This is a genomic window from Sinorhizobium sp. NG07B (assembly GCF_002532005.1).
In the GTDB taxonomy this organism is placed as follows: Bacteria; Pseudomonadota; Alphaproteobacteria; order Rhizobiales; family Rhizobiaceae; genus Sinorhizobium; species Sinorhizobium fredii_C.
Genome location: NZ_NWTD01000001.1, coordinates 483826 through 499576 on the forward strand (window position 1 = coordinate 483826; position 15751 = coordinate 499576).

General features: G+C 59.9%; 15 protein-coding genes and 1 pseudogene. 13 read left to right on the forward strand and 3 right to left on the reverse strand.

The features are described 5' to 3' along the window. Window positions 1-47 precede the first annotated feature (47 nt). From CO664_RS02355 to CO664_RS02375, 5 genes are all read left to right on the forward strand, one after another. Window positions 48-998 (forward strand): ABC transporter permease, encoded by a 951-nt coding sequence (locus CO664_RS02355; protein WP_037426694.1) that lies wholly within the window; start codon window positions 48-50, stop codon window positions 996-998. A gap of 34 nt (window positions 999-1032) precedes the next feature. Then, on the forward strand, window positions 1033-1911 hold the full coding sequence (locus CO664_RS02360) for an ABC transporter permease (RefSeq protein ID WP_097537833.1): 879 nt from the start codon (window positions 1033-1035) through the stop codon (window positions 1909-1911). Between the two features lie 173 nt (window positions 1912-2084). After that, complete coding sequence (locus CO664_RS02365) at window positions 2085-3395, forward strand: FAD-binding oxidoreductase (RefSeq protein ID WP_097537834.1); 1311 nt, start codon at window positions 2085-2087, stop codon at window positions 3393-3395. Between the two features lie 82 nt (window positions 3396-3477). After that, on the forward strand, window positions 3478-4812 hold the full coding sequence (locus tag CO664_RS02370) for an FAD-binding oxidoreductase (protein WP_176536480.1): 1335 nt from the start codon (window positions 3478-3480) through the stop codon (window positions 4810-4812). A 113-nt stretch (window positions 4813-4925) separates the two neighbouring features. Beyond that, a complete protein-coding gene (locus CO664_RS02375) occupies window positions 4926-5402 on the forward strand; it encodes an Lrp/AsnC family transcriptional regulator (protein ID WP_037377440.1) in 477 nt (158 codons plus the stop codon). A gap of 90 nt (window positions 5403-5492) precedes the next feature. Here the strand turns inward: CO664_RS02375 and CO664_RS02380 are convergent, their stop codons facing one another. Continuing rightward, window positions 5493-5966, reverse strand: coding sequence for an Lrp/AsnC family transcriptional regulator (locus tag CO664_RS02380; protein WP_165914152.1), 474 nt, complete (start codon window positions 5964-5966; stop codon window positions 5493-5495). Between the two features lie 522 nt (window positions 5967-6488). Between CO664_RS02380 and CO664_RS02385 the strand changes: the two genes are divergently transcribed. The 8 genes from CO664_RS02385 (at window position 6489) to eutC (ending at window position 13609) form a co-directional block, all read left to right on the forward strand. Further along, window positions 6489-7889 carry an aspartate aminotransferase family protein gene (locus CO664_RS02385; RefSeq protein WP_097537836.1) on the forward strand — a complete coding sequence of 467 codons (1401 nt, stop codon included), beginning with the start codon at window positions 6489-6491 and terminating at the stop codon, window positions 7887-7889. Between the two features lie 16 nt (window positions 7890-7905). After that, a complete protein-coding gene (locus CO664_RS02390) occupies window positions 7906-8685 on the forward strand; it encodes an amino acid ABC transporter ATP-binding protein (RefSeq protein WP_097527113.1) in 780 nt (259 codons plus the stop codon). 35 nt (window positions 8686-8720) lie between these two features. Continuing rightward, complete coding sequence (locus tag CO664_RS02395) at window positions 8721-9536, forward strand: transporter substrate-binding domain-containing protein (protein ID WP_037425863.1); 816 nt, start codon at window positions 8721-8723, stop codon at window positions 9534-9536. Window positions 9537-9596: 60 nt separating this feature from the next. Continuing rightward, complete coding sequence (locus tag CO664_RS02400; protein WP_097527114.1) at window positions 9597-10310, forward strand: ABC transporter permease subunit; 714 nt, start codon at window positions 9597-9599, stop codon at window positions 10308-10310. Window position 10311: 1 nt separating this feature from the next. Next, a complete protein-coding gene (locus CO664_RS02405) occupies window positions 10312-10992 on the forward strand; it encodes an ABC transporter permease subunit (RefSeq protein WP_037425857.1) in 681 nt (226 codons plus the stop codon). A 23-nt stretch (window positions 10993-11015) separates the two neighbouring features. Then, window positions 11016-11369 (forward strand): cupin domain-containing protein, encoded by a 354-nt coding sequence (locus tag CO664_RS02410; RefSeq protein ID WP_097527115.1) that lies wholly within the window; start codon window positions 11016-11018, stop codon window positions 11367-11369. Between the two features lie 262 nt (window positions 11370-11631). Next, entirely contained in the window at window positions 11632-12597 is a 966-nt protein-coding gene (gene eutB, locus CO664_RS02415) for a hydroxyectoine utilization dehydratase EutB (RefSeq protein ID WP_097537837.1), read from the forward strand. Window positions 12598-12613: 16 nt separating this feature from the next. Then, window positions 12614-13609, forward strand: coding sequence for an ectoine utilization protein EutC (eutC, locus tag CO664_RS02420; protein ID WP_097537838.1), 996 nt, complete (start codon window positions 12614-12616; stop codon window positions 13607-13609). A 275-nt stretch (window positions 13610-13884) separates the two neighbouring features. On the opposite strand, the gene ltaE is transcribed toward eutC, so the two are convergent. Next, the gene (ltaE, locus tag CO664_RS02430; protein ID WP_234820079.1) at window positions 13885-15030 is read right to left on the reverse strand and encodes a low-specificity L-threonine aldolase; all 1146 of its coding nucleotides are present in this window, start codon (window positions 15028-15030) and stop codon (window positions 13885-13887) included. Window positions 15031-15097: 67 nt separating this feature from the next. Beyond that, window positions 15098-15605 (reverse strand): annotated as a pseudogene (locus CO664_RS31090) (transposase); the annotation flags it as partial. Between the last annotated feature and the right edge of the window lie 146 nt (window positions 15606-15751).

A 15751-nucleotide genomic window follows, 5' to 3' on the forward strand; every position in this document is an offset into this window, starting at 1 on the left:
TGCGGCGGCGGCCTATCCATTGATGCTGTCATGAAGGAGGAGAGCCAATGCGCGGCTTCCTGCTCAATCGCCTTTCACAAAGCCTCGTCCTGCTCCTGATCGTTTCGGTCATCGGGTTCGTCGTCCTGAATCTCATTCCGGGCGGCCCGTTGGCGCAATTCGGGCTTGATCCCAGCATGACCCAGGATGATCTCAATCGTCTGAAGGAGCAGCTGGGGCTCAACCGCCCGCTGTGGATGCAGTATCTCGACTGGGCCTGGCGCCTCGTACAGGGCGACTGGGGTCACTCCTTCCGCGACGGCGCGCCGGTCTTGGATGTGATTGGCCGCCACCTTGTTGCAACGCTGTTGTTGATGGGTTCATCTACCGTCATCGCGATCGCCATCGGCACGTGGATCGGCATCCGCGGCGCCACGCACCGCTATTCTGTTTTCGACTATCTGGCGACGGTCGGGGCGATGGTGGCGCTGTCGATCCCGACTTTCTGGTTCGGCCTTGTCGGCATCTATGTCTTTTCGCTACGACTCGGCTGGTTGCCGGCCGGCAACATGTACACGATCGGCGACGGTTCGGTTCTGAACCATATCCATCACCTGATCATGCCGAGCATCGTGCTGGCGCTGGTCCATGTCGCCATCTGGAGCCGTTACATGCGAACGGCGACGCTTGATGTTATCAGCCAGGAATTCGTCAAGACCGCCCGTGCCAAGGGATTGAGCGAGCGCCGAATCTTGATGAAGCATGTCGTCGGCAATGCGCTGCTGCCAATGATCACACTGGCAGGGATGCAGCTTCCCAGTGTGCTGACGGGTGCTCTGGTCACTGAGACGGTGTTTACCTGGCCGGGGATGGGCCGGCTGTTCCTCGACAGCCTCGGCTACAGCGACTACCCGGTGGTGATGGGACTGCTCATGTTCTCGGCGATCCTCGTCGTGCTTTGCAACCTGATCGCCGACATCGTCGTCGCCATCATCGATCCCCGTATTCGTCTGAGCTAAGCGCCTCATGGACGCTCAACAGGAGGCCACCATTATGACCGCCATTGTCGCAAATTCACGCCAGGAGCGTTGGTGGAACAGCCGAACGGCACACCGCTTCATGAACCACCATCTGGCCCTCCTCGGGATGGTGATGATCGCCGTCCTGACGCTGGCGTGCGTCCTGGGCCCGTACCTGCTGCCCTATGATTCACTCTACATCGATCTGCGCGCCCGCTTTGCTCCGCCCTTCACCGGTCACCACTATATGGGCACCGATCCGCTGGGACGGGACTTGGCGGCGCGGCTGTTCATGGCGGGGCGGGTTTCCCTGCTGGTCGGTTTCTCCTCGATGCTGTTGTCGACGCTGATCGGAACCCTTGTCGGCGTGCTCGCGGGATACCGGGGCGGCTGGCTCGGCACGACGCTGATGCGCACGGTGGATGGGTTCCTGTCGTTCCCGTCGATTTTCCTGGTGCTGGCGCTTGCCGCAGCGCTGAAGCCCAGCCCGATGATGATCACCGTCGTCATCGCAGCCACCAGCTGGATGGAAGTGGCCAGGATCGTCGAGGCCGAGGTCCGCTCCCTTCGCGAGCGCGAATTCGTCCAGGCCGGTCGCATGCTGGGGTTGAGCGGAACGCATATCATGTTCCGCGAGATCCTTCCCAATGCGATGGGCCCGATCATCGTCGCGGCCACCCTGACCGTCGCCCGCGCCATCCTCATGGAGGCCTATATCAGCTTTCTCGGCTATGGAATTCAGCCGCCGCTGCCCAGCTGGGGCAACATGCTGAACGGCGCGCAGCAATATCTGGGGAGCGCACCGTGGCTGGCGATCATTCCCGGTGCAGCCATTACCATCGCCGTAACCAGCTTCAACTTCATCGGCGACGGGCTGCGCGATGCGCTCGATGTTCGCGGTGATCACACCTGAGGGGAATGCGAGTCCGGGGCCGTGGTCACAACATCAGGGGGAAGACCGTACCCGCTCGTCGATCGTTTTCGAAGGGCGATGTGCGAACCGTAGTTGCCGGCGGTCGTACCCCGTCTCTCATTTTGTCAGTAATCGCAGAAGGCCTTGGCCAAGCGCAACGAGAAGTCGGTCCCATGGAAGACTCTAGAATCGCAGACAAGAACACCCCCTATTGGTGGGAAGAGGCACCGGTCAGACCGCTGCCGCGGCAGCCGCTGGCCAAAAAGCTCGACGTGGCGATCATTGGCGCCGGATACACCGGGTTATCGGCGGGTCTCGTTCTGGCGCGCGAGGGCCGTTCGGTTGCGGCCTTCGATGCAATGAACCCGGGCGAAGGGGCCTCGACGCGCAACGGCGGAATCACCAGCGGAAGTATTCGGCCGGATTACGCCACGATTACCCGGCGCTTCGGCGAAGAAAGGGCCATCGCAATCGAGGCCGAGGGCAAGATCGCCCGCGAATTTCTTTACGACTTCATCAGGACCGAAGGGCTCGATTGCGACTTTCAGCTGGTTGGCCAGTTCAAGGGCGTAATCGGCTATGACGATTACGAGAAGACCGCGCGGAGCGCCGAAGTGCTGGCGAAGCGACTGGGGATCGATGCCTATGCTGTGCCGTACGCCGAACAGCGCAATTACATCGGCACGGACTTCTATCGCGGCGGCATGGCGCGGATGGATATCGGTGGGTTGCACCCGGCCAAGTTCCACTCTGAACTCCTGCGGGTGGCGTTGGCTTCGGGACTGACCGTCCACGCAGGTACGCGCGTGACTTCGGTAGCGAGGGATGGGGCCGAGTTCCGTGTGGTGACGGAGGCGGGCACCGTGCAGGCCCGCCAGGTGCTGGTCTGCACTGACGGCTATACCGACGGCGCGGTTCCCTTCCTGCGCCGGCGGCTGGTCCCGGTTCGCAGCCGGATCATCGTCACCGAGGAGCTCGCGCCAGAAGTGATGGCCCGGCTGATGCCGAAGCGGATGATGATGATCGAGGGCCGGGAACTTGGGTTCTACTACCGCCCGACACCCGACGGAAAGCGCATTCTGTTGGGGGGCCGCGACAGCTCTCGCGTCGGCGATCCAACCGCGCCGAAGCTGTTTCTGCGTCGGGGCCTAGTGAACCTTTTCCCAGAACTGGAGAACGTTCGCCTGTCGCACACCTGGTTTGGCAATGTGGCGATGCACCGGGACATGCTGCCCCGCATCTTCGAGAAGGACGGCTTGGTCTATGCCACCGGTTTCTGCGGTTCGGGCGTCGTCTGGGCGCCATGGATCGGAACGCGCGCGGCTCACAAGCTGCTCGGACATGCCGCGCAAGCGCGCACGGCGTTCGACTTCCGGCCGCCTGCGTCCATCCCCCTTTACCGGGGCAATCCCTGGTTCATGCCGGCCATCATCCAGGGCTTTCGAATGCAGGACCGCATCGCCCTGTACCGCGCGCGTCGATAGAGCTTAACCATTTGAGGATTCCAGCGCTCCTGCGGGGGCGCTGTTCGAGAATCTCATGCACTATTGCAGAGGAATACAGATTATGCCGGTCGACGTTCAGAAAGTCCGTGACAGTGCCTCTTTTCCAACCCAGGTGGATGTCGTCGTCATAGGGGCAGGGATCGTCGGTACATGCACGGCCTATGAACTCTCCCGACAAGGGGTCTCCGTTGCTCTGCTCGAAAAGGGCATCGTTGGCGGCGAACAGTCAAGCCGCAACTGGGGGTGGGTGCGTCAGCAGAACCGCGATCTCCATGAGCTTGCCCTTGCCATGTACAGTCTGCGGCGCTGGGAGGAATTGGGCACCGAGATCGGCCGCGATCTCGGGTTTCGTCGAACCGGGATACTCTACTGCACCAAGAACGAGGCGGATGTCGCCCGCTGGCAAAAGTGGGGCCAGGCCGCACGCGTCCAGGGATTTCACAGCGAGATACTCACGGCTTCCGAGGCGAACGAGCGGGCCTCGGGCGGCACATCCTCCTGGGTCGGCGGCGTCTGGTCTCCGACCGACGGGAGAGCGGAACCGAGCCTTGCCGTGCCTGCCGTCGCCGAGGCCGCCAAGGAAAGGGGCGTGTCGCTCCATCAGAACTGCGCCGTTCGCGGCCTCGACATTACCAATGGCCGGGTAACAGGGGTATGGACGGAGCGGGGAGTTGTGAAAGCGAGCACCGTTGTTTGCGCCGGCGGGGCATGGGCTTCCCGCTTTTCTCATCGCTACGGCATCGAACTTCCAGTCGCCAACATCGCCGGGACGGCGATCAAGACAACCCCGGCGCCCGAAATCGTTCAGGCAGGATGTCTATCGGCTTCGAACTTCGTGTTGCGGCGTCGGACCGACGGCTCCTACACCATTGCCGTACCCGGGCGCGGCACGCTCGACATCACGCCGCGAGGAATGCGATACGCTTTCAAGTTCTACGAGATGTATCGCAGCAAGATCGGCAAGAAACTCAAATACCGCCTCAACAGCAGCTTCTGGAATGGTCCCGATGCCTTCGGCAGCTGGGAGAACGACGAGATCTCGCCGTTTGAAAAGAGCCGCATTCTGGACCCGGCGCCCGACGCGGAACTCGTCAAGCTCGCAGTGAAGAACCTCGAAAGCGAGTACCCGGCGCTGAAGGGGATCGGGGTCGAACGCGCGTGGGGCGGGCTCATCGATACCTCCCCAGACCTCGTGCCTGTTATCTCGAGAGTGGAGGAACTCCCCGGCTATGTGATCGCCGCGGGCTTCAGCGGACACGGCTTCGCGATCGGACCCGGGGCCGGCCGTCTGGTGAGCGAGATCGTCATGAATAAAGAGCCACTGACCGACATTTCGCCTTACAGGCTGAGCCGGTTCAGCGATGGCTCGGCGATCCGACGGCCGGAAATGATGTAGCCGTCAGATCGGCTGCCGTTTGGAACCCGAGGGATTATTGCCACCGAGCCTCGTCCGCTGACGAAACTCCAATCGCTCATGCAAAGGTCGTGGCAACAACCGGGTGGGCGCACATGAAACTGGACAGAATTGACATCAAGATCCTCTCCGAGCTTCAGAAGAACGGACGGATGACGTATGTCGAGCTCGCCGAGCTCGTGAACCTGTCCGCAACACCTTGTCTCGTGCGGGTGAAGAGGCTGCAGGCAGAAGGCTATATCGGCGGCTATTCCGCGATGATCAACATGGGAAAGCTTGGGCAGGTTCTCACTGTCTTCACAGAGATTACCCTGAGGAACCATCGCCAGGCCGACATCGCCCGCTTCATGTCGGCCATCCAGAATATTGAGCAAGTAATCGAATGCCACGTCGTCTCAGGTGACTACGACTATCTCGTCAAGTTCGTGGCGAGCAGCATAGGAGAATACCAGTCACTCATGGAGCGGCTGATAGAAATGGACATCGGAATCGAGAAATACTTCAGCTTCGTTGTACTCAAATCTCCGATCACCAAGTACCACGTGCCGCTGACTGACCTGTTTGACATTTAGTGTAGCCGTGGACGGACAGCATACAAACTCGCCCGCAAAGCCAACCGCCGTACCAGACAGCAGACCTGCTTGCGCTGACCGAAACAGAGCTCAGAAGGCAGCAAGGTCGATTGGCAGCGCAAAGCCGACCTTCACTCTGTCCATTATCACCATTGTCTTGAATCCCTTGATATCCGGATTCTCATAGAAGAACTTTCGCGTGAATATCTCGTAGTCCTCCATGCTCCGTGCTGTCACGATCAAGACAAAGTCCGACTCGCCGGTAATATAATAACCGTTCATCACCTCCGGTGTTTGGCGGATGGATTGCTTGAAGCGGTCCACTATGTCGGCGCGTTCCCGCTCTAAGGACACGAGCACCAGCATGGCGATCGGCCGGCCGATCATCTTCGGCTTCACGATCGAGACATCCGCCTCGATGACCCCCTTCTCCCTCAGGCGTCTTACACGCCTCTGCACGGCCGTCGGCGACAGCCCCACCAGTTCTCCTAGCACCTCATAGTTGTGCCGGTTGTTTGTCTGCAAAACGCTCAGGAGGCGAGCGTCTAGCCTGTCGAGTTCCACCAAAACCTCCCTACGCAGTTTATCTTCGCTCGAGCCCGACAAAAGCAGGATTCCTGCGAGCGGGCACCTTAGTCCGTTAAAATCGATCGCTCGGATGCACATAAGCTCTCGCTCATTGGACACGCCAATCCGAGAGAAAAAATGCTGAATAACGGGCTGTCGGCGCGGGACGCGCTGAAAATAAGGAGCAATCCGACGCTTTTCTGCACCGGGCTTTTGTCGCGGGAAGATGGCATGGGTCGGGTGCCGCCGCGGTCGTCGATCCTGCTGGCGAACGGCAATCACCGATGTCGACGGCTGAGACCTTCGCCTCTTCAGCGCGCGATCGAGCGCGGCCCGCACACGCGGTGCCTCTCTGCAGCAGCACTGAACGGGCGATGGGCCTGTCTTCGGCGAGGTCAGAGTCAACGCGGCGATGCGCGCACCGACCCCTTCAGCTTTTTGAAGCAATCGGGTCCCGGCAGGCATTCATCAAACCTGAATATGTGTGTTTCGGCGGTCGCGCCGCCTGAGGAAGCCGCAATGAAAACTGTTGTCGAAATAAGCGAAATGGATCGGCGATCTGTTCTACATCCATTCACATATCTGAAGGACTACGCCGAAGGTCAGACCGCGCCGACCATTGTGGAAACCGGCAAGGGCGTTCGCATCAAGGATGCGAGTGGGCGCGAATATATCGACGGTTTTGCCGGTCTTTACTGCGTAAACGTCGGCTATGGCCGAACCGAGGTCGCCGAAGCCATTGCTCGTCAGGCGTACAAGCTGGCCTATTATCACTCCTACGCCGCCCATACCACGGAAGAACTCGCCAAGCTTTCCGATCGGCTTGTGAAAATGTCACCCGGGCGCATGTCCAAGGTCTTCTTTGGCCTTTCCGGATCGGACGCCAATGAGACGCAAGCTAAGATCGTTTGGTATTACAACAATCTTCGCGGCAAGCCCGCGAAGAAGAAGATCATTGCGCGCGAACGCGGCTATCACGGATGCTCCGTCGTGTCGGGCTCGATGACCGGGCTCAGCTTCTACCACGACCACATGGACCTGCCGGTCGCCGGCATACTGCGCACCGGCCTGCCCCATCATTATCGCGGCGCATTTCCGGGCGAGACGGAAGAAGCGTTTTCTGAACGTCGCGCGCATGAGCTTGAAGCACTTATTCTGGCCGAAGGCCCGGAAACGGTGGCCGCACTCATCGCTGAACCGGTGCTCGGCACCGGCGGCATTATCCCGCCGCCGTCAGGCTACTGGCCAAAAATCCAGGCGGTGCTGAAGAAGTACGACGTCCTGTTGATTGCGGACGAGGTGATCTGCGGTTTTGGCCGCACGGGAGCAATGTTCGGCTCCGATTTGTACGGCATGGTCCCGGACCTCGTCACGGTCGCGAAGGGGCTGACATCGGCATACGTGCCGCTTTCGGCCGCGATCGTATCCGAACAGGTTTACGACGTCATGCAGGAGGCTACGCCTCAAGTGGGCGCCTTCTCGCACGGCTACACCTATTCCGGCCACCCGATCGGCGCAGCGGCCGCAAACGCGGTTCTTGACATCGTAGAGCGCGACGACCTCCCCGGGCAGGCGGCGAAGAAGGGAGCCTATCTCCTGGGCCGGCTCAAAGCCGAATTTGAACAGAACCCAATCGTCGGCGAAGTGCGCGGCGTCGGCATGATGGCGGCGATCGAATTTGTCCCGGACCGCGGCGCGAAGATGCCATTCAGTCCCGCGTTGAAGGTCGGCGGGCGAATTTCTCAGGCCGCGCGCAACCGAAACCTTATCGCTCGCGCCATGCCCCATGGCGATATCCTGGGCTTCGCACCACCGCTCACGATGAGCGAAGCGGAGATCGATGAGATGGTCTTCATCGCAAAGGCTGCGGTGGATGAAGTTCTACGCGAACTTTTCGCGCAGGGTGCGGTGAAAGGCTGAGGACACGGCATTGGTTATGACAGGAAATGTCCTGAAGGTCCGTGAACTCTGCAAGACTTTTGGGTCGACCAAGGTTTTGAACGGCGTCAGCTTTCGAATGACCGAGGGCGAGGTCATTTCGCTGGTTGGGTCGTCCGGTTCAGGCAAGAGCACGGCGCTACGCTGCGCGAATTTGCTTGAGACGCCGACCTCCGGTGAAATCGAGGTTATGGGTCACACCGTTTCGGCGGTCGTGAACGATCATGGCAAGACCGAGATCCACAGTGCTCACCACATAAAGAACTTCCGTCGCCGCATCGGCATGGTGTTCCAGAATTTCAATCTGTGGCCGCACCAGACTGTCCTCGGCAACGTGACCCTGGCGCTGCTCTACGCCCTGGGAAAGAACAAGCGCGACGCGAAGGAGATCGCGCTCTCGGCACTTTCGAAGGTCGGCATGGCCGATTTTCGCGACCGATATCCCCATCAACTCTCCGGCGGCCAGCAACAGCGTGTTGCGATCGCCCGCGTGCTCGCGATGAGCCCGAAGATCATGCTTTTCGACGAACCCACCTCCGCACTTGATCCGGAGTTGGTGGGGGAGGTTCTGAGGGTCATCAGAGGGCTAGCAGATGAGGGAGCCACCATCCTTCTCGTCACCCACGAGATGCGGTTCGCGAGAGACGTCTCGAACCGAATGATCTTCCTGCACAAAGGTGAAATTGAGCAGGACGGTACGCCGGAAGAATTGCTTCGCAATCCAGCGTCGGACGCTGTGGCGCGATTCCTTTCCAGCGTGATGCCACTGGCCGCCTGACGGCTGTTATCAAACGAAAAAGAGGGGTAACTCCAATGTCGACAATCACGAAACTTCGCTCAATTCTCGCATCCGGCCTCTTCCTGTTCTCAGCCGCGGCATCGCAAGCCGAAGAAGGGGTCCTGCGCATCGGCACTGAAGGAGACGCGCCGCTGTTCAGCATGGCTGACGCTAACGGCAACGTAACCGGTTTCGATGCCGATATAGCCAACAGCATTTGCGCTGAACTCAAGTTGAAGTGCAAGTTCGTCGTCCAATCCTTCAGCACGCTCGTGCCTTCGATGGACAGCGACCGGTTCGACGTCATCATCTCCGGTTTGGGCATCACGGCGGAACGCCAAAAGAAAATCGACTACTCCATTCCGTATGCCACCACGCCCCTCTATTTCGTGGTGGCGAAGGATTCGCCTCTTGCCGGTCTCAAGAGCCTGGACGAGATCGTAAAAGCGCTCGACGGCAAAAGCCTGGGCGTGGTCACCGGAACCACATATGCCAAGTTCATCCAAAAACACGTCCCCAGCGCAGATCTGAAAACGTACGACGCAACGACGCAGCAGACGGCTGACCTCGCTGCAGGCCGCCTTGATGCCGCCTTCGGCGACTCCCCGACCTGGGCGGATTTCCTCGCCACTCCGGACGGAGCAGGGTTCACCCGAGTGAACGTCAAGATCATGGCGACGGACGATCCAGCATCGCTCGGTCACGGCATGGGCGTCGGTATGCGCAAGGGCAATGCCGAACTCAAGGCAAAACTGGATGCGGCGCTCTGCAAGATGATCACAGAAGGCAAGGTGAAGAATGCCAGCCTCAATTGGTTCAAGGACGATTACACCATTCCCTGCACGAAGTGAGGCTGAGATCGACACGTCGTCGCGGCCGGAATCGCGACGACGTCACGGGAGATATGTCCGATGTCTTTTGACCTATGGGTTCTTCTGGTTGAGCGGGGGTGGGGATTTGCCCTTCTCCGCGGCGCTATGGTGACACTGGCGGTCGGCCTGCTCGGGATGCTCGCCGGGGTTATCGCGGCGGTGCCCCTGGCGCTGTTGCGGTGGCGGCGCCTTCCCGTACTCTCGCAGGCGGTGGATGGCTACAGCATTCTAGTGCGCGGCGTTCCCGGGCTGCTCGTTATCTACCTCCTGTTCTTCGGCTCGATCGAGTGGGTTCAAAGGCTGGCAACCGCTTTCGGCTATCAAGATAGCGCCGACAGCGCTTATCCCTTCGTCATCGGCGTTGTTGCGATCGCGGCAATATCATGTGCCTATTCGATCGAAGTGTTCCGCGGCGCGCTTGACGCCGTGCCGGTGGGCTTGCTGGAAGCGGCAAAATCCCTTGCCCTGCCGACCCACGTCACTTTTCTGCGCGTCACTCTGCCTATCGCTCTGCGACTAGCACTCGGCGGCCTCAACAATGTTTGGCAGATGACCATCAAGGACACCTCGCTGGTGTCGGTCGTGGGCATGCAGGAATTGATGCGCTCCGCGGCAATCGCCGCCGGCATTACTCGTTCTCCGCTCTTGTTCTACTGCGCTGCTGCCGGGATGTTTTTTGCGTTGACGGCAATCAGTCAGACGCTCTTCAGTCATACGGAGCGGTTCTTCAACCGTGGCTTCAGTCGGGGATAAGATGGAACTAGACCTTGTCACATATGCGGTTCCGTTCCTTCTGGTAGGTGCCAAAACGACCTTGCTGATCAGCGTCTTCGGCGTTGCTCTGGGATTGCCGTTCGGCATTGCATTAGCTGTCATCCGCACATCCAGGAACCGGATAGTGAGCAGGAGCGCGGATATCTACTGCGCGATCTTCCGCGGCACGCCCATGCTGGTGCAGATCTTCGTGATCTACTACGGACTAGGCCAGCTCAGTGCCATTCGCACAAATCCCGTGATCTGGTGGATCGTCGGCGACAGCCTGCATGCGGCGATCCTGGCCGTCGTACTCAACACCGGTGCCTATACAGCGGAAATCTTCCGGACCGCACTCCTTTCCCTTCCGCGGGGTCTGATCGAGGCGTCGCAAGCCTGTGGCCTGTCGGTGTGGGCCACTTTTCGCCACGTCAAGTTTCCGCTGGCGGTCAGGCAAGCCTTGCCTGCCTATAGCAGTGAAGTTGCCATCATCGTCAAGGAATCAAGCCTCGCATCGACGATCACGGTCCTCGAGATCACCGGCTATGCCAAACGGTTGATGAGCGAAACCTTCGCCATCATGGACATCTTCATTGTCACATCGGCGTTTTACCTGATGATGAACGTAATTAGCTTAGTTTCTCTAAAGTTGATCGAAAGAAAACTGTCTTTCGGAAAATAATCGTCACAGTAGAAAGGTGATCTATGCCAAAACTAACCTTCATCGACCAGAAAAATCTCCCAATGCCGCGGAAGGGCGCGCCGCCTCCCGAGCGGCTGGTCGATGGACTGCCGCAATTTCTTACATGGGACATCGCCGCTACCGCAGACGGAAAGATGCGGACGGGCGTATGGGAGGCAACTCCGGGCGCCTACCGTTCGATCAAGGGTGAGACCTTTGAATTCTGCGTCATTCTCTCCGGAGTGTCCGAACTCACTGAGGACGGAGGCGAGCCCCGCAGGATCAGCGCTGGTGACGCTTTTGTGATGCACCCCGGCTTCGTCGGCACATGGCGGGTTATCGAGACCACACGCAAGCTTTGGGTCGCGCGCGACTGATCGCGCCGACATCCGCGCAAATCGGTGAAGTGCGCGCGACCGCCAGCTTTGTGAAATGGCGGCGCGCGCAATAACCTTACCTGTTTCTGCAGCAGGCTCCTGATTGTGATTCACATAGCATCTGGCTGTTCGACGGTGCCACCAACTCGGTGGCGTACGATGAACTGGGCGGTCGCGCCGAGTTGCTGGGTCATCACCTCCGATGAGGAGCCGGGACCACTCCGCCGATCATGACCGGTTTAAGCAGGTGAAATATAACGCAATGATTAGCCATGACCTGATCAAGCAGGCACGTGAGCGCATCGCCAGTCACGTCCTCCGTACTCCTCTGACGATATCGACATCGCTTTCCGAACGCACCGGAGCGCAGGTCAGCTTGAAGCTCGAGCATCGCCAATCGACCGGTAGCTTTAAGCTCCGGGGTGCAACAAATGCAGTTCTTCAACTCAGCCAGTTGGAGCGCGACCGCGGCGTCATCGCAGCCTCAACCGGCAATCACGGAAGGGCACTTTCCCTTGCTGCCCGGGCAGTCGGATCCGGCGCGACCATTTGCATGTCGCGTCTGGTACCCGAAAACAAGGTCTCGGAAATCCGACGGCTGGGCGCAACAGTACGGATAGTGGGTTCTTCGCAGGACGACGCACAAGCGGAAGTCGAACGGCTGGTTGCAGAGGAAGGGCTCAGCATGATCCCGCCTTTTGATCATCCTCACGTCATCACCGGCCAGGGAACGGTCGGGCTTGAAATCGTCGAGGAGATGCCCGAGGTCGCGACCGTTCTTGTTCCTCTTTCTGGAGGTGGGTTGGCCGCAGGCGTCGCGGCAGCCGTAAAGGCCATGCGACCCCAGGCCAAGGTAATCGGCGTCACTATGGACCGGGGGGCAGCCATGAAGGCTAGCATCGACGCCGGCCACCCGGTGCAGGTGAAGGAGTATCGCAGTCTGGCCGACTCGCTCGGCGGTGGAATCGGCTTGGGTAACGCCTGGACTTTCCCGATGTGCAAAACCCTTCTCGACGACATCGTCCTCGTCAATGAACGCGAGATAGCTGCCGGTGTGCGGCACGCGTACGAGCAAGAGCGTGAGATTGTCGAAGGCGCTGGCGCAGTTGGTATCGCGGCGCTGCTTTCCGGCAAGCTGGCTCATCTTAAAGGTCCGGCAGCAGTCATATTGTCGGGTCAGAATATCGACATGACGTTGCATCGAAAAATCATCAACGGACGCATATAGCAACTGAGGTGGGCTGATGCCTATTATTAGAATACTTACCGAGCCTGAGCTCAGACAGATCATTCCGCTCGACGTCGATGCGGTTAAGTGCACGGAAGGCGCGTTTCGCGCGCTGGCGGTCGACAATGCGGTGGAGATGCCGCCCATTCTGCGTCTGGATGTGCCTGAGAGCAGAGGCGAAGTCGATGTGAAAACCGCGTATATTCCAGGCTTGAGCGGCTTCGCGATCAAAATCAGCCCTGGTTTCTTTGACAATCCGAAGCTCGGCCTTGCGAGTACAAACGGGATGATGGTTTTGCTCTCAAGTAAAACCGGGCTGATTCAGGCACTGCTTCTCGACAATGGTTACCTGACCGACCTCAGGACAGCAGCCGCTGGTGCGGTTGCGGCAAAACATCTGTCGCGAGGCGATGCTTCGATCGCAACCATCTTCGGCGCCGGAGTCCAGGCGAGACTGCAACTCCAAGCACTCGCTCTGGTAAGACCTCTCCAAGAAGTCCGCATATGGGCGCGTGATCACTCCAAGGCGGAGGCGCTCGTCGAACAGTTGAAGCTCGAGCACAGCGTGCCGGTTACTGCGTTCGCCGATCCAAAGGAAGCAGTATCGGGTTCCCACATCATTGTGACAACAACACCTGCAGACCGGCCGATCCTGGATGCCGCCTGGCTTGAACCAGGGCAGCACGTGACAGCCATGGGCTCCGACGCCGAACATAAGAACGAGATCGATCCGATCGCGATTGCGCGCGCAGACATCTACGTGGCGGACAGCCTGAAGCAGACACGCAGGCTGGGGGAGCTTCATCATGCCATAGAGGCTGGGCGGGTTGCGAGCGACGCAGACTTTCCGGAACTCGGCCAAATCATTGCGGGTGGGAAGGTCGGACGCGCTCGCGATGCCGACATCACAATAGCCGATCTTACCGGTACAGGTGTTCAGGACACCGCAATTGCCACGTTGGCATTTCAGCGCGCTGAGGAACTCAATGCCGGCAAAATGTTTGAGTGCTGAGCCGGTTTGTGTCTTTGCGTCGCGCTCAAGTTAGGGCACCCACCGACTGCGGGCTCAAAGGTGACCACAACACAAAGTTCGCAGCAAGGAAGCATCGTCGCTGCGGAAAATCGTGTAGCTGAACTCGGCGGCCTCGGACCGCGTCGCGCCCTCGGTCCGATCAACACATCACCCCTTCGGACGCGGCGCAGTCATGGGGCCATGACGGCGCAGGGGCTATTCGATGCGATAGGCGATTGTTATTCCGACGATCAATTGTGGATCGATGACGCCTCTCACGTCCGGCCCTCAGTGATCTCGCGCACTGCCGCGATGGCCTCGTCGACAGCGGCACGGTTCACATCGAGATGAGTGACCCAGCGCATTCGCCCACCGGGCCAGAAACTCGCCGCGATGCCGAGCTTACGTAGCGCCTCGGACAGCCGGGTCGCCAGATCAGGCGCGAGCTCGACAAAGACCACGTTGGACTGCGGCGGGGTCACCTTCAACCCCTCAATTCCCGCAAATGCTTGCGCGAGCACCTGAGCATTGGCGTGGTCCTCGACCAGCCGCTCGACATGATGGTCGAGCGCGTACAGCCCCGCCGCTGCAATTATTCCTGCCTGCCGCATCCCTCCGCCGAGCATCTTGCGCCACCGGCGGGCGCGCGCGATCAAGGGGGCATCCCCGACCAGCACCGATCCGAGCGGCGCACCGAGTCCCTTCGACAGGCACAGCGACACGCTGTCGTAGCCTTCGACCAGGCACCCGACGTCCACGCCGAGCGCTGCGGCCGCGTTGAACAGCCGCGCACCATCGAGATGGGTGGCGAGATTCCGCTCCCGCGCAAAGTCGGCCACCTCGGCCAGATGATCGCGCGGCAGGACCCGCCCGGCGAACGTGTTCTCGATGGTCACCAGTCGCGTGATCGCAAAATGCGGATCGTCGTCCTTCACCGCAGCGTGAAGGTCCTCGAGGGGGATCGTGCCGTCGGCGCGCACCGGCAAGGGCTGCGGCTGGACCGAGCCCAGCACCGCAGCGCCTCCGGCTTCCCACAGGTAGGTATGAGCGCCGGTTGCGCAGAGAAATTCCTCGCCGCGTTGGCAATGGCTCATGATCGCAGCGAGATTGGACATTGTGCCGGTTGGCACGAACAGTCCCGCTTCCTTGCCGAGCAGTGCGGCAAGTCGGGCCTCGAGCGCCTTGACCGTGGGGTCGTCGCCGAGGACATCGTCGCCCACCTCGGCGGCAGCCATCGCCGCACGCATGCCAAGGGTGGGACGGGTGACCGTATCGGAACGGAAATCAAGGCGGATGACAGGGGTTTGCATAGTCCAGGTCCATCGTTGCGGCTGCCTGGTGATACACCCAAGCGACTGCACCGGACTATCGAATTTTGCTGACGGCTTTTGGTGATGCACAATCACCGATAAGGCGATCAATATTTCCTCGATTGATGAGTGTCGCGACGGATTACTGTGACCGAGAACTGATACCAAGGCGCATTGATCAGCACCCATGGGCCAGCAGTCCGATAGACATGATGCGCCACGGCTGATTAACGAGCTTGTTCCATGCGGCGCAGCAATGGGCGACGATATCATTGCAGTCCTTGAAGATGCGGTCGAGAGCCAGTCGTTGCGCATGAACTGTCAGATGTTCTCTAAGCGGTTCAGTTCCGGAGTGCGCGGAGGCAGGAACATCAGAGTGATGTCGTCGGGCACCTTGAATTTCGGCGTCACGTGCCATCGGCCTGATCGAGGATGAGCACCGGCATGCGCGCCGTCGTCGCCCGGTCCCGGCTGATTTCGGTGAGGTGCTCCTGCATGGCTTCGGTGTCGCACCGGCAGCACGCGGCGGGCGCCCGTGCCCTATTGGAACAGATGGCACCGAAGATCTAGGCCCACATGGTTCGCTGGACCGCGGGCGCGGATGGCTTGGTTCCGCGACGCGCCCAACGCCGCGTAATTTTGTTCTTCTGGCCTATGCGCGCTTCGTCGGCCCTCCACAGTTCGATCTCCGTGTCCTGCGGAGCTTGGCTCTGATTTCTGAGAGAGCGGCGGGGAAGTCTTTCTGAAAGCGGCCGTCTCGAGGTCGTTCTGCGCGTAGTGGCGTTAGAGCGCCGATCTGACTGGATTAGATCGGCGCTCTAACGCTTTCTTT